The following is a 19,974-nucleotide window of genomic DNA, read 5'->3' on the forward strand; positions in this document are numbered from 1 at the left end:
CCCTCAGTGGCGGTTAACGATGGCTTTCAGGTCGGAATTGGCGCGGTAATCACCGGACGGCCGGTACGTATACAGGCCTGATGCTTTCTCGGCGGCGCGCAGCTCGTGGTAGAGCTGGATGGTGACTTGCTCAGCCAAAGCGAGGCGGTCACGGGTGATGCGCAGCTTGGCGCTGGTGCTGGCCTCATCGAGCTGCTTCTGCGCGACGGCCAAGGCGGATTGCTCGGTGTCCGGAGCGGCCGCGGCAGCCTTCTCGGAGCAGACGGCCAGCATGCGCTCCAGGTCAGCGATGTCGTCTGGTAGGCCTACAGCCTCAAGCGCATCTTCCGGGGTAGCGGTACCGGCGGCGCGGCGGGCCTTCACGTCGGCCAGTGCCGCCCTCTTGCGCTCCAAGGTGGCGCGGGTCTTGTTGGCGGTATCGACCAGTTCGCCATGAGCGGTTACGGCCTTCTCCAGTACGGCAGTGGCCTGAGCCACCAGCTGGGCTGCGGTCTCGATCAGCGGATCGCGGCCGAGGACCGGGGCGAATTCGGGAGCCAGCTCTTCCAGCTCGGCTGCAGCCGGGGCGGCTTCAATGGCAGCGTGCTTGGCCTCAGCCAGAGCAGCAGCAGCTGCCTGCACCTTGGCAGCTTCCTGATCGGCTACGTCACGTTGAGCGGCGTCCGCAGCAAATTGGGCTTCAGCCAGGGCAGTCTGCAGGCGCGCGACTTCGGTACGGATCGCGCGGGTGGGCTGGCCAGCTTCCAGGGCGGTATTAAGCTGCGTCTGGGCAGCTTCTAGTTGGATTACTAGTTGGGAAATCGTCGACATCGTCAAAGCCTCGTTTTAGTATCAATTTGGCGACGCCACCGATCATTTGCCGATCAATGACCGATCATTCGCCGTTGATTGAATACTGGCGTCACGACTCAACGAGGTGGGGAGAAGAGATGCTCGAAACAGAAGACATCCCGCTTCCAGCGCCTGATAAGGCACGGGCTTATGCCGATTGCGCGCTGCGCCTTGAGGCTGCGGCTGCAGCAGCTGGACACGGTATTGAGGTGGATACCTGGTACGAACTGCCCGCGTACGGCGAAGCGCTGGAGCAGGCCTACAGTCTTGGCATCGTCGACGGACGGCTGAGCGCCGCTGGCTTCGACCTGGAGGCGATTAACGCCAGGCCGGCCGAGCAGCTGAAGGCGATGCCGCCGGCCGAGGTGCGACGGTACCTGCACGCCCTCTGGCGCTGCGAGCGGCACACGCACGGGTATGGCTCGCCGGTGCTGGACGCAGTGCGTTCTGGCGCTCTCGGGATTGCTGCAAGCAGGCTGGCAGCATGCTGCAATCCTGCTGCAAGGTAGCTGCCGCGTGACGGCATGCTGGGGGCTTCACAACCGGAGAACCCCCTATGCTTCATCGTATCTGCGCCGTGACGGCGCTCACCCTGATCACCCTCTGCGCCCATGCTGACGAGGCTGAACTACTCACAGGCCGTGTGTACGCCGCCGATGCGCTGCCCGATCGCATGGTCGGCCGCATCGAGGAGGTGCATGTGGTCGACCTACCTGACAATGCGCCGCAGGAAGCGCGCGAAGACTTCGTCAACATCGTGCCGGTGTTCCGGATTGCGCTCGGGGAAGCCGTGGAGCGGCCGGAGGTGCGCGGTGCCGTGGCGCGGGTCGCCCTGTACATGGCCGGCCGCTACAACCTGCCCATGGCCACGCCCGAGCGTCAGCGGTACCTGGCTTGGAATGAGCAGTACCCGGCACAGGCGTGGGAGCGGTCCCGGAATCGCGCAACAGCCTGCATTCAGGGTCACGGCAATCCGCTGGTCGGCCCGGTGAAGGCGGTAGCGATCGAGAACTGCCCTCCAGAGTAGCCCAGAGCCTATGTGACGCCGCACCCTCGCAACCAGCAGCTGTGCTCGTGGTTATCCTAAAAGCACATCTGCAGCACTCGCGACCAGGAACAGGGCGGGCACCTGCCGTTAAGATAGGTGTTTGCTGGAAGGTGGGTCGGTGTCAGTCGGAAACAACGTAGCTAAAGAACCCAAAACGGCAGGCCCGTTACCTGCTGTGGACTTGAGAATCCTCCAAACCGCAATTGAAGCGACGAACGAGGCGGTCCTGATCACCTCAGCTGAGTTGGACTGGCCAGGTCCACTCATTGAGTACGCCAACCCGGCTTTCACGCGCATGACAGGGTACGAGGCCAACGAGGTCGTTGGTCGCTGCCCAAGGCTTCTGCAAGGCCCCCTCACCGAACGAGCCGTGGTTGACCGGATGCGTGCGGCACTGACGGCTGGTGAAGCCTTCCAAGGCGAGGCGACGAACTACCGGAAGGACGGCACCACCTACTTCGTCGAATGGCTGATCACGCCAGTACGGGATGGAGACGGTCGGATCTCACACTGGGTTTCAGCCCAGCGCGACATTACCGAGCGCAGGGCAGCCGAAGACAGGCAGAATTTCATGGTGCGTGAGCTGCACCACCGGGTGAAGAATACGCTCGCCACGGTTCAGGCGGTCCTGAATGCGACCGTGCGCTCATCGAACAGCATCCCGGATTTTGCTCGTATCCTGACGGGGCGGATCACCTCGTTGGCTAAGACACACACCATGATCACCGATGGCGTGGCCCAAGCGGTCGTGTTCCGCCAGCTCGTTGAGTCAGAGGTTCTGGCCTACGAGAACGGGAGGGATGGCCGGCTGTCCCTCCATGGCCCACGAGTTGTATTGCCGTCAGAGCTCGCGGTGCCAATCGGCATGGCCCTGCACGAGCTGACGATCAATGCGATCAAGCACGGTGCGCTGGCTCACGCGGACGGACGCATCGAGGTGACCTGGTCCGTGGAGCAGGGGCAGTCTGGACAGCAGCTGCGCTGGATGTGGAACGAGCACGATGGGCCGCCGGTCGCCCTACCTACCCGGGACGGCTTCGGGTCGCGCGTACTGAACCGTGTGCTGACTGCTCAGGTCGGCGCGGAGGTAAGTATCGCCTTTGACCTGGATGGGCTGCGAGTAACGGTCGATGTGCCTCTCAAATAAGACTTCTGCTTCCACATCCGAACGGAACACCCCCGTCCGCTGAGGCTTCTCTTCAAGGCTCAGATCGGCGGAGGTGGCAATGAAGGTCTTTCAGGTTCGGCAGAGTGCGACTGGAGCTATCCTCTGGACTGGTGCGGCGCTGAACGAGGTTGCTGCTCTCGACGCTATGGCGCACGAGGCGGGCTACTACGACTTCTCCGACCTGCCGGGTCATGTCACAGCAGGCGGCCTTGTCGCCGAAGCGGTCAAGCACTGAGCTCGCGGATACGAAGACGGCGCAGGGCTGGAAAGCCACTACCCCGCGTGCTTCGGCCGCCGGGAGGCCGACGACGGTCGCTGCTGTGACTGGAGATCAAGACAGCTGGTTTCATCGTGCCCATTAGGCATAAGGAGCTGTTGCACTGGCCCAGCCTAATTCCTCAACGCATTTGTCATCCGATCGGGCCGCACGACCAACAGTCCAGGGCATGCTCTACCTAGATGCTTTGTATAACGCCTAACAACACTTCCATTTTGGCCGAAACTGGTGCAAGGGAGCCCGGTTTTGTCATTGACGGACGTCTCTGCTCGTCCATCCTGGAGGTGTCGACGATGATCTGGGCCACGAATGCTGACGGCCTGCTTACCTATATCGGCCCTGAATGGGCGGCTCTGACCGGGCAACCTGCGCAACAAACGCAGGGGGCGGGTTGGCTTGAGGTCGTCCATCCCGATGATCGCGATTACTGCAGGACCTTCTTTCTGGACGCCTCAGCGTCAAAGGCCGAGTTCACCATGCGCTTCCGCGTTCGCCATCACGAGAGTGGCTACGTCTGGCTTGTCGGCGGTGCGGTGCCCTCGTTTGGACCGCCGGAACACACCTTTCTTGGCTACCTCGGGTCGCTCGCGGAGATCGCGCCGAGCGCCTCAGAACACCTGACGGCCTACGGGACCAAAGGGACGTTCCGACCGCCCGTGACGATCAAGAGTGAGCCGATCCGTGCACCTGTGGACCTGATCGCTGACCACGTCCTCATGGCGCATGTGCTGGCTGCCGAGGCGAATGAGCCCAAACTCAAGCAGGCCCTGGACGTCACCCTGCGTATTCTGAGCGGGCGCCTGTCAGAGCTGGAACTACAACCCTTTGGCGTGGGCCGCATGCAATGACGAGAGGCTGCGTTGCAGACAAGCATCTGATTGCGCGGAGAAAATCTTCACAAAGGCAGCCTGCCGCGCTTGCCAGTGGTTGCCGGACTTCAAAGCCTTGACCCTGGAGTCTGGCGACAACAGAGGGAAGGCACGGCGATGATGGAGGCAAGAGGGATGCGGAGCGGCGACGAGCAAGACGCATTCTCGCGCCGCGCCCGTAAGATCCTCAGCTGGCGCGCTGGGGAGCGGCACGCCATCAAGCAGCGCTACGCCAGGTGGCAGCGGAAACTCGGACGGCTGATGGCGCAGTCAGAGGCGAGGACCGATAGCAGGGACTGATCAGCCCTTGGGGAGCGTGTGGTAGGCGGCCAGAGCAATGCGTCCTAACTAACTGCACGCACGAAGCAGGCGGCGAACTCATTTGGCCCGTAGGTCCGGCCTGTGATGTCGGTGATGTACACCTCAGCCACCCCTTGGTCCTGCAGGTGCAGGGCCGTCTCCAGGGCCATATCGGGTGTCTGCCGCTGGAAGGAGACGGGGCGGCCGTCCTGCGTTCCGGTGACGATCAGCTTCACGCTTTTCTCCTCAATCTAGTAGGCCAAGGGGCGCCGCCGCACGGCGCGATCCCTTGATTCTGAGGAGTGAACGCGAGGGCGTTTCGAAAGTTGCCGTGCCTGGCTTGGCGCCTGGGCATCATGCAGCGCAAGCGCCTAATTCGTTAACACAGGTGAACTCTGCGCTCCGGCCGCCGTTAGCTCTCATATGTTGGTTCCGCGTATCCCACTCCCGTCTGTTGTCCTGATCGTTGAGGACGAACATCTCGTGCGCTTAATGGCCGTCGACATGCTGGAGGATGCCGGGTTCACGATTGTCGAGGCGGCCAGCGCTGACGAGGCCTGGGTGATCCTTGAGGGCCGAAGCGATATCGGCGTGCTCTTTACCGACATCGAGATGCCGGGCTCAATGAACGGCTTTGCGCTGGCAAGCCGGGTTGCCGAGCGCTGGCCGCACATCCGCCTGGTACTCACCTCCGGACGGTGTCATCCCGCGCCCCGCGATGTTCCCGACCACGGCAAGTTCGTGCCCAAGCCCTATTTGGCGGACCAGGTGCTCAGCGCGTTCAACAGGGCCGGATCCATCTAGCGTCAGCCGTCGGGCACTCCATCACGCCAAGTCGGTGGCCGTGCCAACGAAGATTGGGGTGCCGCTCAACACGCCCTGGAAGCCGTCGAGCGGCGCGCCGATGCTCAGGCCCGAGCTGGTGATGCGGTACTCGCGGATCGTGTCCTCGTGGGTGCTGGCCCGCTTCTTGACAACCGAGATTGCCCGCCGCACCCGCCCGCGCCTCGAAGTAGCGCAGCAGGATCACGGTGTCAGCGAGATGGGTCACGTCGACGGGCTCCTGCACATCGCCGATGAGGCCGTGCTGAGCCACGGTCAGGAAGGTCGTTGTGCCCTGGCGGTTGAGGTACTGCAGTAGCTCGTGGATGTGCAGCACCAGGACGTTCTCGTTGGGCATGGCGGCCTGGTAGCCGTTGAGGCTGTCGATCACCACGGTCTTGACCCCGTGCTCGTCGACGAGCGCGCGCACCTTATGGGCGAACTCGCCGGGCGACAGCTCGGACGCATCAACCTGCTCAATCAGCAGCTGGCCCGCGTCGCGCAGGCCTTCGAGGTCGTATCCCATCTGCCGGGTGCGCTCGAACAGCAGGCCAAGCTCCTCGTCGAACACGAACATGGCAGCGCGCTCGCCGCGGGCTACGGCCGCCAAGACGTACTGGATGGCGAAGAGCGACTTGCCGGTGCCGGATGGTCCAAGGATCAGGGCACTCGACCCCGTCTCGATGCCACCGCCGAGTAGGGTGTCGAGTTCGGCGATGCCGCTGACGAGGCGCTCCCGGCTAAAGGCAGTCTTGTGCTTCAGCGAGACAAGACGGGGGAAGACCCGCACGCCGCCGGGGACGATGGTGTAATCGTGGAAGCCGCCGCGGAACTGCTGGCCGCGGTACTTGATCACCCGGAGGCGTCGCCGCTGTGCGCCGTAATCGGGGGCGAGCTCCTCCAAGTAGATGACCCCGTGCGCGACGCTATGCACGGTCTTGTCCAGGGCCTCCGCCGTCAGGTCGTCGAGCATCAGCACGGTCGTGGCGTGGCGGGCGAAGTGGTGCTTGAAGGCGAGGATCTGGCGCCGGTAGCGCAGGGACGAGCCGGCGAGAAGACGAATCTCGGAGAGGCTGTCGAGGACGATGCGGGTTGGCTTCACCCGGTCGACTGCGGCGAGGATCTGCTGCACCGTCTCGCCGAGCTCCAGATCGGAGGAGTAGAGCAGCGTCTGCTCCTGGTTTGCGTCGAGCAGGCTCTCGGGCGGGATCACCTCGAAGACGGCGATGCGGGGGTCGAAGTCCCAGCCGTGCGAGGTTGCCACCTCGCGCAGTTCTTCCTCGGTCTCCGAGAGTGTGATGTAGAGGGTCTTCTCGTCCTGGGCCGCGCCGTCGAGCAGGAATTGCAGCGCGATCGTCGTCTTGCCGGTGCCGGGATCGCCCTCCAGCAGGTAGAACCGATCCCGCACGAGGCCACCGGCCAGGATGTCGTCGAGGCCCACGATGCCGAAGGCGGCTTTGTCTGGGGTCTCGAGGGTCCGGGCCATAGCGCCTGCCTACAGGGAAGCCGGTGAAGAGACGAGGAGTATTCCGATAGGGCTGGCCCGAGCCGCTCGCAGGTTGAGCGTTATGGAGCTGCCCAGCTCGCGCAAGTGCGTGATGCGGTTGATCTGCTCACGGCTTCGTTGCCCTGGCCGGGATCGCCCATTGCTGGCGGCGCAGGGGCGCTAGGATGCTCCGGATGTCTCGCAGCATCGTCTCAAACTCCGTCGCATCACACCCGGCCCTGGTGAGGCCGATGATGGCGGCGGTCAGCGCCGTGCTGTGTACCTCGGCCGCTCTGATGTGGTGGTCCACCTCATTGAGAAGGTCGTCCTGCGTCCGTGCCATGAACCTTCTGTCCTGCGGCTGGCCTTCGGTAATGTTCCTTATCATAGGTCAAATTTCGATAACCGAAATTATCACAGGTCAAAGGCTGCCAGCGTTCCAATAGAGCTTGCACGACCGACCTTAGCTGGAGCAAGCGCCTGCCTTCGTCATGCATCGTCCGCGAGACTGAGGAGGAACGAGCGATGGGTGCGGGCAACCGCGAGCGTCCGCTCGATTTCGGCCAGGAGCTGCCGGGCATGCGCCTGCTGCTCGTCGGTAAGCTCGGCGATCAAGCTGATCTGCCGCGCCCGGCGCTGCTCGGCCTCAGCAACGTGTCGGGTCGCAACGTCCAGAGCGGTTTCATGTCTCGGATCTGTCATGATCGGGTCGGCTGGATAGGCCGGAGGCGCTGGATGTGGGCTCACTTCGATGAGATGCTGGCCAGCACAAGCCCCTAACTTCCATCCTGCCCCGGATCGCGACGGCAGACACCGCGGGTATGCTTCTCGATTTCTGCCAGGGCAGCGTCGAGCGACGCGTGCGGACCCAGCCTGATGCCCACCATTGTCGTCAGTGCATGCCCCTCCGGGTGAATGGTGAATTCGCTCACACCGGTCTGCCTGATATTGCCCATGGAGCGGCCGAGCAGATCGGCCAACTCCCAGGCCGTGCCATCAGCGACCGGCTTCACGCTCAGATCCACAGCAGCACCTCAGCGTCACGCAAGGCCCTAACGCGGGCCGTCCGATCCACCGCCACTCTTGGCAGAGCAAGCGTTCACGGTAGCACCGATACCGTCGTCTTCACCCCTGACCTCGCGCTCTGCCTGGAGCCAAAACTGCGTCTCGTACCCCTCAGGCTGACCGCGTTCCTCCCAAAGCTGGAAAGCCCGCTGCCTCACCTGGGCCTCTGCCTGCTGGTTGAACGCTTCCATGTCATTGTCCTCCCGTACGTGTCCTATGCCGCAGCGTACGAACCAGACGGTGTCCTTTTTACGCCTTCACGGGCGCCAACTTGGGCCATGGCTTCTGCACATGCGACCGGAATTGCTAGCGCTGGCGACGAACGGGACGGGGCTTCACGTATGGGCTCGATCTCTCCGGCACGGTGGGCACCTCCCTTTTGATCCGTATCGGCGCACGAGTTGAGGACGGGGTTGCGGGGAGCGGCATCCAGTGGGTGGGGCTCCTGTAGCGCGTCAGCTTGTATCCGCCGTCTGCGAGCGAGACGATCCACTCCTCGCTCCTACGACAGGCCACGACGACGGGTGGGCAGGTGATCCCGAAGGCGTACTCGGCCTAATCCACCGTGCCGCCGCTGAGCAAGACCCACGTGTCATCGCGCGGTGCCGTCTCGATTGGCTGCCATTCCGACATAACTTGCCTCCCCCGCCCTTGGACCGCACCACGGGCTCTCGAACGGGATCATATCAGGGCGAGCGCCCTCAGGATGTCTGTTGTCGCTTGGCGGGGAGCAGCTTGACAGGGGAGGGCCGCTTTCCAGCACTCTGCGACTTCGATTCAGCGGACTGAAGGACAACCCCATGCGTCAGAGCGGTGCAGCTGTCGTCGTTGGGATTGGACCGGGACTTGGTCTCGCGATCGCCCGCCGCTTTGCCCGCGAAGGCTTCTCCGTCGTCGGGCTGGCTCGCACGCCCGACAAGATACCTTCCGAAGAGGGGATCGAGGTTCGTCACGCCGACGCCGCCGACGCTGCTGGTCTGGACGCTGCCTTGCGCTCCATCGAGGCCGATCGCGGACCGATCAACGTCTTGGTCTATAACGCCTATCGGGTCAGGGTCGGATTGCCTGGCATTCCTACTCCGGGCGATCTCGCCACCGACTTGCAGGTGAACGTTGTTGGAGCTTATGCGACAGCTCGGACGATGCACAGCCTTATGGTGCCCCGCAGGCGCGGCAGCATCATCCTGACCGGCGGCGGTCTCGCCATCGATCCGCGGCCTTTACCCGGCGCGTTCTCCCTCTCCGCCGGAAAAGCCGCTCTGCGCAATCTCGCCTACTCGATGTCTGAGGCGTTCAAGGCTGACGGCGTAATCGTGGCGACTGTGACGATCGCTGGCCGGATCCAGGAAGGCACGCCTTTCGCCCCTGATCTGATCGCAGACGCCTTCTGGCGCTTGTATCTGGAGGGGGAGAGCGCTGGTCCCGAGGTGGTGTTCACAGGTGACTGACCGACAACAGGGTTCTTGGGCACTCTAATTGTCCGTTGGGGTATACCCATACAGTCGAGCTAAACGGGCGGAAAACGTCTGTCCGTAAGGGTTGTTTTCCCAATTCGGACATGGTTTCATATGGACATCACCCATATGGACGCCCAACCCTGTATGAAAAGCCAGACGATCCTCTACGCCCGTGTCAGCACCACCGACCAGACGATTGCTCACCAAGAGAAGCAGGCCCGGGCTGCCGGCTTCGCCATCGACGAGGTCGTCGCCGACGATGGCGTCAGCGGGCTCAACACCAGGCTCGCTGATCGGCCTCAAGGTCGGCGCTTGTTCGACCTGCTGCGCCTGGGTGACGTTCTGGTCGTGCGTTGGGTCGACCGCCTGGGCCGCAACTATGCGGACGTTTGCGACACCGTCCGCGAGTTCATGAAGCGCGGCGTGGTGATCCGGACCGTGATCAACGACATGACCTTCGACGGCGCCACCACCGATCCGATGCAGCAGGCCGTACGGGACACTCTGATCGCCTTCATGGCCGCCAGTGCTCAGGCACAGGCCGAAGCCACCAAGGAAGCTCAGCGAGCCGGCATAGACCACGCCAGGGGCCGAGAGGATGCCTACCGAGGCCGAAAGCCCAGCTTCACCCGTGAACAGCTTCAAGAGGTGCTGGATATGCTCGCCCAGGAAGCCGGTCCGAGTGCCATCAGCGTCGCCACCGGCCTCAGCCGACAGACCGTGCACCGCATCCGCGCCGACCAGGTTGCGGCTCAGTCCATGCTGGCCAGGTGGGACGCTGCGTCGTGAGACCGCTCACCCATACATCGTCTGCTCAGCATTAATCTCGCCGAGCGCTCGACCTGCTGCTCGGCGAGGTGGTGCGGATTGCCTGATCCGCGGTTAAGGGGTTCCCTCGAACGGCGCCCTGCCGCGTTCTGCGCAGGCGTCCAGGTAAACGCGCAGCGACACACTTCCCTCGTGACGCAACTGCTCCAGGTCGCGCGCATAGAAGTCCGCGCCGCCAGTGAGGCCGACGAACTCACCTCGGTACATCTGGATCTCACGGTCGAAGGCAATCAGCGCGCGACGCCCATCGATCACCATCTCGTCGCGGTGCTCTTCTGAGGAGGTCGGTTGTTCCCGATCGCTCATGAAATCCTCGGACACGGCTGGGCCATCGAACCAGCTGTCCCAGTCCCCAGACTGCTGGCTGATGGTATGGGTCACTCCGAGATCCTCTTGAATGGTGTGCCGCGGCTTAGCTTATTGCACCTCGTAGCCGATCGCCGCCCCATAGTAGCTGATATCGAATCGGATCATGAGGCTGCCGCGGGAGTAGGCACCTTCCTCGGCGTCATACACCTGCAGCCTGGTTGGCCAGTAGTACCAATATTCGCCGAAGTCGGTGGAGGGCTTGCCTAGCAGCGCACGGATCTCCTCCTTGGTCTTGCCGATCAGAAGGCCGTCGAGCTGGCGAGAGTCGATGCTAGTGAGGCGGGCAGGCCGCTGGGTGAGCCCCGCCAGGCCTTCGGCTGTGACCGGTGCGCAGAGGGTCGCGCAAAGTGCCGCGGTGAGCAGTGCTGAGGTGAAGAATTTCCGTTTCATGACGCCATCTCCGATGTGTTTGGCGTCCCGGATATTAGCGTCCTTTCGGGTTGCTTTGTCTATATCCCTGAAAATCATTATTCGCGCCTGCTGATCACTGTTGCAGGCCTGCCGCCACGAGGCATCGCAGCCTGTCGGTGCAGCCAGCTGGCGCTCAGGCCGATCTCAACGTGCGGCGAGCCAGGCGTGCGCTTGACCGGCACTCCGCAGGCAATCAGCGCCGCGATCGTGGCGCCGTCGCTGACAGGTCGCCCCGTCAGATGCTCGGCGATGTACCGCAAGCCGTTCGAGGTTCGACCCTCCGCCATTCGGTGGCGTCGAGGCGCGCCGAGCAGCACGGCAGCGGCAGCATCGAACTGGTGGGCGCCGCGATCAACAAGGGCCTGCCGCAACGCGGTGAACGCCTCCGGTGTCTCGCCAGTGCGATACCCTGCAGCGGACAGGTCTGGGTGCGCTGCGAGCACTTCTGCGAACAGCAGGGCTTGGCCGCACTCTTCCAGGACGATACAGGCATCGTCGCTGGCGTTGCGGAACAACTGGGCGGGCTGCGGGCGCGGCGAAGGGCTGCGCATGACGCTGGCCCATGAGCGAGCAACGGAGGGCGGCGCCATTCAGGAGCGCTCGATGATCACGGTGTGCTGACCCTCGCCATTGTCGAGGCCCCAGGCAAGGCGTTCGCCCCGCTGCTTGATAGCGATGGTCTTGGCCACGGTCTCCGCCAGCTTCGCGCCCGCGGCGTCGCGCTTGCGTACCGCCTCACTGGTGAGGCCTTCGACGACCCGCCAGGCGCGCCTGTGATTCTCCAGGAGCGCGGCACGTTCATCGACCGCGGCGTCTTCTGTCAGCCTCGCCACAATGGCCTGCTGCTGTTCCTCGCCCGCCTGTGGCCCCAGGTGCGCCACAGCGGTGGTGATCTTGTCGGCCACCTCATGGGCGCGCTCTGTGATCTTCGGGCCGCTCAGCTTCTTCCAGGGGAGATCAGCTGAAGCATCAGCCGCGGCCCATCGCTTTACGGTTCGCTCGGACACGCCGACCTCGATGCCGACAGCCGCCATGCTCAACAGGGTGGACTCGTACAGGTGCCGCGCCGTAGCGCGCAAGGCGGCCGGAGACGGCTCGGCTGTGGTGTCGGGTGTGTTGGGTGTTTCGCTCATGCTCTTGGCCCTCGTGGGCCGCTCTCAGGGGATGTCTCGATCGTACCGTCACGCCCCAGGCGAGGTGTCACTCTGTCCCTGAAATTTGGCACCCGAGGCGGGTCATCGGTGCCCGGATCGCCTGTGCGCTGCCTTCCCTCATAATCCTCCTCAAGCGGACGAAAAGTGACGATAGTGACGATTACATGCCCGTTTGGGTAAACTTTTCCATATAGACCCTCTTCATGGGAAAGTTTGCTGAAATGAGGGTCTTATCGTCACTATCGTCACCGGAGGCATTTTCGAGGTTAAACCGTCACCGCTGAAAGCCCCGTGCTAGAGCGGTTTGTGATGGAAGTGACGAAAGTGACTGTCAAAACGGGAAACTGTTTCGCGAAGCGTGTGAGCCCTTGATGGAGTGCCTTGCCACAGTGCGGCCGCGCAAATGAGACGCATTAGCTATTGCGATCGTGCGGATGGTGCGCGCCGGTCACTGCGCTAATCCCGGGCACCCGCCCTGGCGTAGCTCCTCCAATCGTAGATTGCCGCATGTCACCTTCGCAGGCAGCCCATAGCGGCTCTCGTCGCGCGATCAGGTGAAAGCCGGTACGGATATGAATGCTCAGGACAGATCGCTGCGCCTACGCAGTCCTACGCGATTGACCGCGCGGCCCCGGCCCGAAAACGAGAAAGCCCGCACGGGGCGGGCTCAGGCTCAGCAGCGAGACAGAAGGGGTTAGAACACATCCCTCTCGACAGCCAGCGATGCAGCGTTTTGCTGAGGTTTACGGTACGCCAGGGTCAGTCCTGAGATGTGTGGCCTCTCGGGTTCTGGCGTCCATGGCTCCGGCGCCTCGGGGTCTGGCAGCGGGCCATCAATGAGCAGCATGTACTGCGCTTCAGCCATCCGCAGCTGCTCACCACGCTCTAGCAGCTCAGTCAGCCAACGCCGATCGATGCTGATAATGGCGTAATTTGTGAATGGAACCGGGGTGATAGGCACGCTGGCAGCGATAGCCGCGGCGATGAGCGCGCCATGTGGAATGTCGATGCCAATCGAGCTTTCGAGCACCCGGCACAGGCCGATGCTCGTGCACCCTTCCTCATCTACCTGGGCAATAGGCGCCCTGCGCACCAGGCCACATGCATGAAAGGCTCCTCGACGCATCCAAAGATCTTGTCGCAGCGCTGCGTGCAGGTCGCCGCTGTCAGATGGCATGCGGAAGCCATTCAGATTAAGGTCGGGGAACTTGGACATTGCATAGTCGAGGCCGTCTGCAATCCAAGCTTCAATAAGATCGTTCTCAAGACGCCCTACCTCAGTACGGAGGAAGCGAGTAGGCGCACCTTCGGCCAGCGCAACTGTTAGCGCCGCAGAGGCTTCATCAATTTGTTTTAGGATCTTGCTGCACGGGGTTTCCACAAAATCTCCAGCGGGGCGACGCGCGCCCCAATAAAGTCCGATTAGAGGGGCGACAACAGCGCCAGTCCAGTGTAGACGCTGCCCTTGTTCGTATGACGCTTGCTAAAGCCTCGCTCGCTCAGTTGGCGCCCGAATGCTTGGCGGCTCACCGGCTTGAGGCCACATTCCACCATCCACATCTTGTACTCGCCGTACAACTCCTGTCCCGAGCACTCATGGATCACGCCCACAACCGTGTGTTCGCCCAAGAATTCACCAAGGACATCTTGGTCGGCTGCGTACTCGCGGCTGGCGTCCTTCATTACCCTCGGGGTGTCCGCGGTAAGACCCTTCTCCTGCCAAGCCTTGCAGCCTTCGGCGGCCCACGCGAGGATGTGAGGAAGCTCGGTTAGCAGCTTCTCAGGCAGGTGCGGATCCTTCTCCTCGTCTCGGAAGGTACGATTGAACGGCAGCAGGCGCACTCGGCGCCAGATGGCGTAGTCGGTACCACTAATGCGCGGCCGGTAGTTGCCGGCAATGAACAGCTTGCCAACAGGCTCAAAAGTGAACTCGTCCTTGTAGAGCTTGCGGGCGTTCTGCGGATCGCCGCCGGTCCAACCCTTCAGGAACTGCTCATCGAAAGCTGCGCCGGCCGACGTCTCACTGGCCAGTAAGAGGCGTGCGCCCGCCAGAGCGGCAACGTCCGGGCTTGCATCACCTGCACCGCGTTTCTGCTCCATGAGCGTAGTTGCGGCGACGGTCCGGCAGTACTCTCCAGAGAGCTGCTTCAGCACCTTGACCAGGACGCTCTTGCCGTTCGAGCCGCCGCCATGTGCGAAAATGAACAGCTGCTCGTTGTAGCAACCGGTCAGGCTATACCCGATGAAGCGCTTCACCCAGTCGATCAGCTCCTCATCGTTGATGAACACTTCGCCGATGAACTTCTTCCAGCCTGTGGCCTTGCTTGCATCGCCGAGCGCAGCGACGCCCAAGGAGCGCGTGATGTAGTCCTCGCGGATCGCCGGCCGGCACAAGCCGGTGCGCAGGTCCAACACCTGGCTCGCACCATCGATACCAACCAGCATGGGATTGCCGTCAATGGTGGACAGGGGCAGGCGCAGCTCAGCAACATCTTTCAACAGATCGGCCACGTTCCGTATTGTCTTGGCCGACTGGGATGTTCGAGCCCACTTCAGGAACAGCTCGGCCTGTTCGAAATGCTCCGAGCCTTCTTCGTAAATCTTGGTCGCAAGGTCTCGCACCTTGCCGCGCAGAACGGACCCATCAACGTCCCACAACCACTTCTGCCCGGACCAGTGCAGCCACGCCTCTAGCTCTGGCACAAAGCGGATGTTGTTGCCGTGCGCGATCACCATCCGGTAGCAGTTTCCGGTTTCGGTGAGGGGGGCCACGCCGTTGATACCGTCGCGGGCGTCAGCGCCGATCGGCATCACCACTCGCCTGGTCTGTATGTCCTGCTCGATATGAATGATCTCAGCGCCAGCAGAAGGGCCACTCTCGGCAGCTGAGGCGCAGGGCACCTCGGTGATGTAACCAGGGATCTCCTCATTTGCCGGAGCCAAGCGCTCACCATCCCAGGGGGCGACCTCCGTCTCGCTCTCCGTGGCTAGCTCGGGCTCGGCAGGGACGTAATCGTTCTCTATGGCCGTGGCAAAGCGCGTGGCGACGGCTTCTGCACCCTGGCGAGAGTGCAGATCGTTGAAGTCAGTGGGGCGACCTTCTTCATCAGCTGCGAAGGGAGGGAAGGCCACAAGACCGCGCACCGAGGCAGCTGCCCTCCTGGCATAATGGAGGCCGGGATTGGCAATGGGGCCAGTGGCCCACTGATCGTTGTCTGCAGCAATGATGATGATGGCCTCAGGCTGGCTCTCGCGAAGCGGATCGGCCACTGCCAGGAGGTTGCCAGAGTCGAATGCGACCAGCACCATGTGGCCAGTGGCCTTGTAAATGCTCGCGCCAGTAGCGAAGCCTTCGCAGACGACGAATACCTTGCGCCCCTCGTGCGTCTGCGGCTTTCCGATCGGGAAGAACAGGCCCTGCTTGGCGCCGTCTCTCAGGTAATCCTTATCGCGGCCACCCATCAGTTTGCCTGGCAATATCGCTTGCAGGCTGCGGATGTTGCGCGACTTGTCCATCAGCGGGACCAGCAGCGCCTGCTCAGTGACGACACGAATTTCGCCGGTGTCCTGATTGGTCACCTCCCAATTGCCCTGACGGATGCCGTAAGCCTTAATGCCTTTGCGCACCAAATAGGGATGATCGTCGGTCGCAGGCTTGGCTGCCGCCCAGATGAAAGCGGCGCGATCAGCAGCAACAGCGCGCCGTTGCTGCTCTGCCTGCTCGCGTTCGGCCTTCTTCCGAGCCCACTCCTCCTTCTGCGCTTTCTTCTCGGCGGCAGTCATGGGCTTGATCTTCACATCAGCCTTGAATGTGAAGGCGTGGCCAGCGAAACGCTTGTTGCAGCCGAACTTACCGGCGGGACGGGCATCATCGTGCAGGATGGCCCATCCGTTCTTGCTGCCCTGACGGTCACCCTTGACGTAATAACGGTGAAGCTTGCCGTCCGCGATCAGCTCGCCGTCAATCTCGATGCCCTCGGCTGCCATGGCTCCGACGAACTGATCGATGGCGCTGCGTCCATTAATGGCCAGGCTCATACCGCCACCGCCTTACGGCCGCTGTGCAGCTCGGCGAAGCGGCCAACCAAGTCGAGGAGCTGGGCAAGGTCGTCTACCGGGTAGGAGTTGCCGGTTGTGGTGCAGGTCCACCAAATGGGAAGGCTGGTGGTCACGGCAGCCTGTGGAAGGGTCTTGAGCTTACGCACCAAGCCACGGGACGGGCCGGCAACCTGAAAGCTTTGCTGAGATGCCGGGCCCCGAACATGACACAGAGCCAAGGTCCGGCCAGCGAAAAACTGGATAACATCGCGGAGAAAATCCGCTTCACCTGTGGTCCAATCCTCCGACGCAGGGCGAGCCTCGGCAGAAGAAATTACTTGCGATGCACTGGAGTTGATGCCAATAATATCGGCGTTGTTATACATATTTGCGGTGGTCATATCAGTGCGCCTGATGTGATGAAGTAAGTGAAGGGGTCTGGATGCGGGTGGAGCCGTGTTCAGACCCTTTTGCGTTTTGGGGTGTTACTTCGCGCATGCCTGTGCCTCTCGTAGATTGAGCACGGCTTGGAGGGTGGACTCACGCCATCCAACAATGCGGGTGGAGATCTTCAACGGACGGGGTAGCCGCCCGTCTGCAATCATGCGGTCCAGGGTTGAGGTACCTACGCTCAGGAAAGCGGCGGCCTCGGCACGGCGGATCAGTCTGTCATTCATGTTTCACCTGCGAGTTGGGTTCATGTGGGGCCATTGAGCCGTCTATTTCGCAGATGATCAATAGTTGGCACGGACGTTGCTAAAGACTATACGTCCCGAATTTGAGTAATGGCTCAATGTTGGCCGTAAAAATCTGAGCGCAAAATATTTTTATGGAGATTTTCGATCGGTTGGCCGGCCGTCTCATCGAAACAGCCGATTCGATCATGAGCAATGTCGTGACAGCATATTGAAGCTGTCGGCAACGACGAACCTCGTTTCAACTTGTGCAAATAAGCCCGCCCCCAGTGTGGTCGTAACATTCCGGGGCGGGCTTTCTTTTGGACGCAATGAAAGCAAGTCGTGCAGACATGACAAAGCCGCCCCAGGTCCAGTGTCCTCGGAGCGGCTTTTTTTTGCCTGGCAGACTCAGGCGAAGAAGCGAGCGGGGAATACGATCAGGCAACCCAGCGTGAAGGCGCCCAGCGGGGTCAAGGTGACGATCAGGGCTTGAGCCGGTGTCAGCAGCTGCACGTCGCGGCGCAGGGCCGCCAACACGCTCACAGGGCCTCTCCGAAATGCTCAGCGATCGTTTGCGGCACGGCCCGGTAGCCCTTGCCGTGCACCAGCTCGCCAGCAGCGTTGCGCACTACGGCGCCGAGACCTGGCCGACCGCGTTTCGTCGTGGATCGCTCAACCGTGCACCCGTGCGCCTCTGCGATCTCGGCAGCCCGCTTCCACGCAGCAGGGGAGTTCGCGGCCTGCATTCGCTCCAGGAGCGCCATCGTCTCGGCTTGCTCGTCCAGCGTTGGCGTGGGGACGATGCCCGCTAGGCTCACGAATTGATCAGACATTCTCGCGTACCTCCCGGCGGCCCAGCTCACCAAGCTCGTAGGCAGCGATGACGGCCTCGAAGGATTCGAACCGCGAGGCGATCACACGCCCTGAGTAGGCCCGGCGCACAACCAGACCAGCGATACTGGGTTCGATGACACAGCCTTCGCGCCAGGCAAGGCAGCGAGCGCGGCGCTCGGCGTTACCGTTCGGCACGGGCTTGCCATTCACGCGCACGGTAACGGTGAGTCCTGGTGCGCAATAGGTTGGTGAGGTGTTTTGAAGCTGGGGAGTCTGCTGGTACAGCATGGATGGATCTCCGATAGCGCCGGTGTTGGCTAGTGTGCACATTGTATGTAATTGTGCACAGCTATAAAAGTATTTTGATTGATATCGGCGATATGACGATAAATTTATTTGATCAATCGGACCGAAATACTCGTATTGATCGATCGGTATGCGGCAAAAACTCTCCGACGAGCGGTCTATAACTCAATGTGCGCAATGACATACAATGTGCGCATAACGAACTTACGCGAGAAATACCCTGATGAACAAAGACCAGACCGCTCCACGTGATGCGGCATTGTCAATCCGAGTTCCGGCGGCATTAGCAGAGCGCATCGAGAGCCATCGCCAGCGACGGGAGAAGGCCTCGGGCCTGCCCGTGACAAGGGCAACCGCGGCAATCGAAGCTCTTTCAACGGGGCTGGACCAGCTAGAGAAGATGTAAAGCAGAAGGCGCTGCCATCCATGTTCCAGCATGGATGGCAGCTACACCAACGGCGAAAACCTAGGGAGGTCCGCCGAGATGCAATCCAATGTTAACACGGTCACCGTTGCCCTCATCGATCAACTTGGCCAGCTGCTGGCCATGATCATCTTGCCCGCGTCCGCGAAGGTTGCGGATCTTGAAAAGCTCAGGGAGTTTGGAGCCTGTCGCGCGGAGGTGATGCAGTGAACGCTGGAGCAGCAGTTCTGGCGTTGAGGCTTGATCCTTTCAGGTAACGACCCAGGAACATGGCTCGCCCGTGAGCTGTGTCGGACATTCACACAGCTCATCCAGGATCTGGCTCCGGTCTCTGCTCTATCTCGTTCAAGCGACGGCGGGCCATAACATTCGCTGTCGGTTGGTCGCGCACTACTACCTTCGCAACAGGCCCATTCAGCGGCGGGTCAACGTACTCGTTAGTCGTGTGCTTGCTGTTTTAAATATGTTTTAAAGTTTTAGACGAAAAAACACGCTATTTCCTCATACAGATCAGGTACTTACAAGCGAGGCCGGTGGGCAATGCACGCGGTTTGGTGGGTAATGCACGATTTCGGGTGGGTAAAGCGACGTTCGAAGGTGGGTAAAGCACGACCTGGGACGCTTACTCGTCGCTCTGGCAGTCACCGAGAGGCCATAAGCATCATAAGCCTTCCCCTCATCGTGCATTACCCACCCCGGCCAGCTGCTTCTGAGCAGCCGCGGTAAGTCGCCACAAGGATCGGCCCATCCTGCCCTGCCGCCTCTTTGAGTGTGTACTCCGGCAGCTCATCCTCAGCGATTAGGCCGCGCAGCGTGCGGTTGAACTCCTTCTGGGTACCGGAGGATCCCGAACGCTCAAACAAGAGAGCGAAGCTCCAGCTGGCAGACGTTCGACCCGCAGCACGCCGGAACAGTCTGTAGAGGAACCGACCGATTCCGCTCTGGATGAGGAAGTAGTCCTCGTGAACCGTTAGCACACCCGGCTTCTCGCACTCTACCACCTCACGGTAGATCCAGACCGGCACGTCGAACTCCAGCGCGCCGATCCGATCGGTGCTCTCGCCACTGAAAACACCAACACGGCTCAGCAGCGGCTCAGCTTCCATCTCCAGCCTGCCACTCTTGGATTTGCGATCCACGGTGATGGTGGTGGTGCCCAACCGACGCAGGGCCTCGCGGATCCACTGGTACTGGTCACCTCCTCCGCTGCGACGGCAGAAGCTCAGCACCTCACTGGCGTGCGGGCGTATCGTGCGGCTGGGCTTAGGCCCCTTGCCGGCCCTCCAACGATTGGCAGCCTCTGTCAGTTGGCTGATCGCCAGGAGCACGATGTCGAAGTCCCAGGCAGTCGCCATACCCATCGGCCCACCGGTGACCTGCACGGTCCCATCTGGCAGCCGGTAGGTGATGATGCCGCTTGCCCGCGTGACGCGCTTGCTGAGGCGGAAGAGCGCGACGTCCATGGTGCCGCGAACGTCCTTGCCGGCGACATCCGCGATAAAGAGAGTGAACAGATCGCGCTGAGAATCGTCCTTTGGCGGCGTCCTTAGCGCAGCTGGTGCCCCCCGCTTGGCGCGGCTAGCCTGCAGCCGGGCCATCGCCGAACGAGG

Annotated in this window: 29 protein-coding genes and 1 pseudogene; 11 read left to right on the forward strand and 19 right to left on the reverse strand. The window is 61.9% G+C overall.

Going from position 1 to position 19,974, the window contains the following annotated elements:
• Nucleotides 1-3: 3 nt before the first annotated feature.
• Nucleotides 4-810 (reverse strand): hypothetical protein, encoded by an 807-nt coding sequence (locus F6X53_RS14930; RefSeq protein ID WP_151000999.1) that lies wholly within the window; start codon nucleotides 808-810, stop codon nucleotides 4-6.
• A gap of 119 nt (nucleotides 811-929) precedes the next feature.
• Here F6X53_RS14930 and F6X53_RS14935 point away from each other — a divergent pair, with 119 nt between their 5' ends.
• The 5 genes from F6X53_RS14935 (at nucleotide 930) to F6X53_RS14950 (ending at nucleotide 4,172) form a co-directional block, all read left to right on the forward strand.
• Nucleotides 930-1,340 (forward strand): hypothetical protein, encoded by a 411-nt coding sequence (locus F6X53_RS14935; RefSeq protein ID WP_151001000.1) that lies wholly within the window; start codon nucleotides 930-932, stop codon nucleotides 1,338-1,340.
• A gap of 47 nt (nucleotides 1,341-1,387) precedes the next feature.
• Nucleotides 1,388-1,858 (forward strand): endonuclease, encoded by a 471-nt coding sequence (locus F6X53_RS14940; protein WP_151001001.1) that lies wholly within the window; start codon nucleotides 1,388-1,390, stop codon nucleotides 1,856-1,858.
• 139 nt (nucleotides 1,859-1,997) lie between these two features.
• Nucleotides 1,998-3,026, forward strand: coding sequence for an HWE histidine kinase domain-containing protein (locus tag F6X53_RS14945; protein WP_244965575.1), 1,029 nt, complete (start codon nucleotides 1,998-2,000; stop codon nucleotides 3,024-3,026).
• A gap of 79 nt (nucleotides 3,027-3,105) precedes the next feature.
• Complete coding sequence (locus tag F6X53_RS32395) at nucleotides 3,106-3,282, forward strand: hypothetical protein (RefSeq protein WP_191970845.1); 177 nt, start codon at nucleotides 3,106-3,108, stop codon at nucleotides 3,280-3,282.
• 224 nt (nucleotides 3,283-3,506) lie between these two features.
• Complete coding sequence (locus tag F6X53_RS14950) at nucleotides 3,507-4,172, forward strand: PAS domain-containing protein (protein WP_151001002.1); 666 nt, start codon at nucleotides 3,507-3,509, stop codon at nucleotides 4,170-4,172.
• 365 nt (nucleotides 4,173-4,537) lie between these two features.
• Here F6X53_RS14950 and F6X53_RS14955 read toward each other — a convergent pair whose 3' ends face one another.
• Nucleotides 4,538-4,729 carry a hypothetical protein gene (locus F6X53_RS14955; RefSeq protein ID WP_151001003.1) on the reverse strand — a complete coding sequence of 64 codons (192 nt, stop codon included), beginning with the start codon at nucleotides 4,727-4,729 and terminating at the stop codon, nucleotides 4,538-4,540.
• A gap of 187 nt (nucleotides 4,730-4,916) precedes the next feature.
• Between F6X53_RS14955 and F6X53_RS14960 the strand changes: the two genes are divergently transcribed.
• Nucleotides 4,917-5,297 (forward strand): response regulator, encoded by a 381-nt coding sequence (locus F6X53_RS14960; RefSeq protein WP_151001004.1) that lies wholly within the window; start codon nucleotides 4,917-4,919, stop codon nucleotides 5,295-5,297.
• 21 nt (nucleotides 5,298-5,318) lie between these two features.
• On the opposite strand, the pseudogene F6X53_RS14965 reads toward F6X53_RS14960, so the two are convergent.
• Both F6X53_RS14965 and F6X53_RS14970 read right to left on the reverse strand, forming a co-directional pair.
• A pseudogene (locus F6X53_RS14965) lies at nucleotides 5,319-6,801 on the reverse strand (ATPase domain-containing protein).
• A gap of 127 nt (nucleotides 6,802-6,928) precedes the next feature.
• On the reverse strand, nucleotides 6,929-7,144 hold the full coding sequence (locus tag F6X53_RS14970; protein WP_151001005.1) for a hypothetical protein: 216 nt from the start codon (nucleotides 7,142-7,144) through the stop codon (nucleotides 6,929-6,931).
• Nucleotides 7,145-7,326: 182 nt separating this feature from the next.
• Here F6X53_RS14970 and F6X53_RS14975 point away from each other — a divergent pair, with 182 nt between their 5' ends.
• Entirely contained in the window at nucleotides 7,327-7,581 is a 255-nt protein-coding gene (locus tag F6X53_RS14975) for a hypothetical protein (RefSeq protein WP_151001006.1), read from the forward strand.
• On the opposite strand, the gene F6X53_RS14980 is transcribed toward F6X53_RS14975, so the two are convergent.
• The 3 genes from F6X53_RS14980 to F6X53_RS33985 all read right to left on the reverse strand — a co-directional run bounded on the left by F6X53_RS14980 (nucleotide 7,578) and on the right by F6X53_RS33985 (nucleotide 8,382).
• Nucleotides 7,578-7,826 (reverse strand): hypothetical protein, encoded by a 249-nt coding sequence (locus F6X53_RS14980; protein WP_151001007.1) that lies wholly within the window; start codon nucleotides 7,824-7,826, stop codon nucleotides 7,578-7,580. The genes F6X53_RS14975 and F6X53_RS14980 overlap by 4 nt on opposite strands.
• 27 nt (nucleotides 7,827-7,853) lie before the next feature.
• Nucleotides 7,854-8,057, reverse strand: coding sequence for a DUF2934 domain-containing protein (locus F6X53_RS14985; RefSeq protein ID WP_151001008.1), 204 nt, complete (start codon nucleotides 8,055-8,057; stop codon nucleotides 7,854-7,856).
• Nucleotides 8,058-8,172: 115 nt separating this feature from the next.
• Nucleotides 8,173-8,382: a DUF551 domain-containing protein gene (locus F6X53_RS33985; protein ID WP_191970847.1), complete on the reverse strand. Its 210-nt coding sequence runs from the start codon at nucleotides 8,380-8,382 to the stop codon at nucleotides 8,173-8,175.
• Between the two features lie 284 nt (nucleotides 8,383-8,666).
• Here F6X53_RS33985 and F6X53_RS14995 point away from each other — a divergent pair, with 284 nt between their 5' ends.
• Together F6X53_RS14995 and F6X53_RS15000 are read left to right on the forward strand one after the other, a co-directional pair.
• Nucleotides 8,667-9,314 carry an SDR family NAD(P)-dependent oxidoreductase gene (locus F6X53_RS14995; protein ID WP_151001009.1) on the forward strand — a complete coding sequence of 216 codons (648 nt, stop codon included), beginning with the start codon at nucleotides 8,667-8,669 and terminating at the stop codon, nucleotides 9,312-9,314.
• A gap of 120 nt (nucleotides 9,315-9,434) precedes the next feature.
• Complete coding sequence (locus F6X53_RS15000; RefSeq protein ID WP_238298198.1) at nucleotides 9,435-10,112, forward strand: recombinase family protein; 678 nt, start codon at nucleotides 9,435-9,437, stop codon at nucleotides 10,110-10,112.
• Nucleotides 10,113-10,205: 93 nt separating this feature from the next.
• On the opposite strand, the gene F6X53_RS15005 is transcribed toward F6X53_RS15000, so the two are convergent.
• From F6X53_RS15005 to F6X53_RS15050, 11 genes are all read right to left on the reverse strand, one after another.
• Nucleotides 10,206-10,532, reverse strand: a complete 327-nt coding sequence (locus tag F6X53_RS15005) for a hypothetical protein (protein ID WP_151001010.1) — start codon at nucleotides 10,530-10,532, stop codon at nucleotides 10,206-10,208.
• A gap of 36 nt (nucleotides 10,533-10,568) precedes the next feature.
• A complete protein-coding gene (locus tag F6X53_RS15010; protein ID WP_151001011.1) occupies nucleotides 10,569-10,910 on the reverse strand; it encodes a hypothetical protein in 342 nt (113 codons plus the stop codon).
• A gap of 77 nt (nucleotides 10,911-10,987) precedes the next feature.
• On the reverse strand, nucleotides 10,988-11,482 hold the full coding sequence (locus F6X53_RS15015) for a hypothetical protein (RefSeq protein WP_151001012.1): 495 nt from the start codon (nucleotides 11,480-11,482) through the stop codon (nucleotides 10,988-10,990).
• A gap of 39 nt (nucleotides 11,483-11,521) precedes the next feature.
• Nucleotides 11,522-12,064 carry a hypothetical protein gene (locus F6X53_RS15020; RefSeq protein ID WP_151001013.1) on the reverse strand — a complete coding sequence of 181 codons (543 nt, stop codon included), beginning with the start codon at nucleotides 12,062-12,064 and terminating at the stop codon, nucleotides 11,522-11,524.
• A gap of 715 nt (nucleotides 12,065-12,779) precedes the next feature.
• Nucleotides 12,780-13,466: a hypothetical protein gene (locus F6X53_RS15025; protein WP_151001014.1), complete on the reverse strand. Its 687-nt coding sequence runs from the start codon at nucleotides 13,464-13,466 to the stop codon at nucleotides 12,780-12,782.
• A 41-nt stretch (nucleotides 13,467-13,507) separates the two neighbouring features.
• Nucleotides 13,508-16,123, reverse strand: a complete 2,616-nt coding sequence (locus F6X53_RS15030) for a phage/plasmid primase, P4 family (RefSeq protein ID WP_151001015.1) — start codon at nucleotides 16,121-16,123, stop codon at nucleotides 13,508-13,510.
• On the reverse strand, nucleotides 16,120-16,524 hold the full coding sequence (locus F6X53_RS15035; RefSeq protein ID WP_151001016.1) for a hypothetical protein: 405 nt from the start codon (nucleotides 16,522-16,524) through the stop codon (nucleotides 16,120-16,122). Before F6X53_RS15035 ends, F6X53_RS15030 begins: the two co-directional genes overlap by 4 nt.
• Nucleotides 16,525-16,608: 84 nt before the next feature.
• Nucleotides 16,609-16,800 carry a helix-turn-helix transcriptional regulator gene (locus F6X53_RS33990; RefSeq protein ID WP_151001017.1) on the reverse strand — a complete coding sequence of 64 codons (192 nt, stop codon included), beginning with the start codon at nucleotides 16,798-16,800 and terminating at the stop codon, nucleotides 16,609-16,611.
• Nucleotides 16,801-17,208: 408 nt separating this feature from the next.
• Complete coding sequence (locus F6X53_RS33690; RefSeq protein ID WP_280526029.1) at nucleotides 17,209-17,343, reverse strand: hypothetical protein; 135 nt, start codon at nucleotides 17,341-17,343, stop codon at nucleotides 17,209-17,211.
• Nucleotides 17,340-17,633, reverse strand: coding sequence for a hypothetical protein (locus tag F6X53_RS15045; protein WP_151001018.1), 294 nt, complete (start codon nucleotides 17,631-17,633; stop codon nucleotides 17,340-17,342). Before F6X53_RS15045 ends, F6X53_RS33690 begins: the two co-directional genes overlap by 4 nt.
• Nucleotides 17,626-17,922: a hypothetical protein gene (locus F6X53_RS15050; protein WP_151001019.1), complete on the reverse strand. Its 297-nt coding sequence runs from the start codon at nucleotides 17,920-17,922 to the stop codon at nucleotides 17,626-17,628. Before F6X53_RS15050 ends, F6X53_RS15045 begins: the two co-directional genes overlap by 8 nt.
• Before the next feature lie 241 nt (nucleotides 17,923-18,163).
• Here F6X53_RS15050 and F6X53_RS15055 point away from each other — a divergent pair, with 241 nt between their 5' ends.
• Together F6X53_RS15055 and F6X53_RS15060 are read left to right on the forward strand one after the other, a co-directional pair.
• Entirely contained in the window at nucleotides 18,164-18,346 is a 183-nt protein-coding gene (locus tag F6X53_RS15055; RefSeq protein ID WP_151001020.1) for a hypothetical protein, read from the forward strand.
• A 30-nt stretch (nucleotides 18,347-18,376) separates the two neighbouring features.
• Nucleotides 18,377-18,574 (forward strand): hypothetical protein, encoded by a 198-nt coding sequence (locus F6X53_RS15060; protein WP_151001021.1) that lies wholly within the window; start codon nucleotides 18,377-18,379, stop codon nucleotides 18,572-18,574.
• Nucleotides 18,575-19,050: 476 nt separating this feature from the next.
• Here F6X53_RS15060 and F6X53_RS15065 read toward each other — a convergent pair whose 3' ends face one another.
• A complete protein-coding gene (locus F6X53_RS15065; RefSeq protein WP_151001022.1) occupies nucleotides 19,051-19,962 on the reverse strand; it encodes a replication initiator protein A in 912 nt (303 codons plus the stop codon).
• Between the last annotated feature and the right edge of the window lie 12 nt (nucleotides 19,963-19,974).

The organism is Methylobacterium soli (assembly GCF_008806385.1).
GTDB lineage: Bacteria > Pseudomonadota > Alphaproteobacteria > Rhizobiales > Beijerinckiaceae > Methylobacterium > Methylobacterium soli.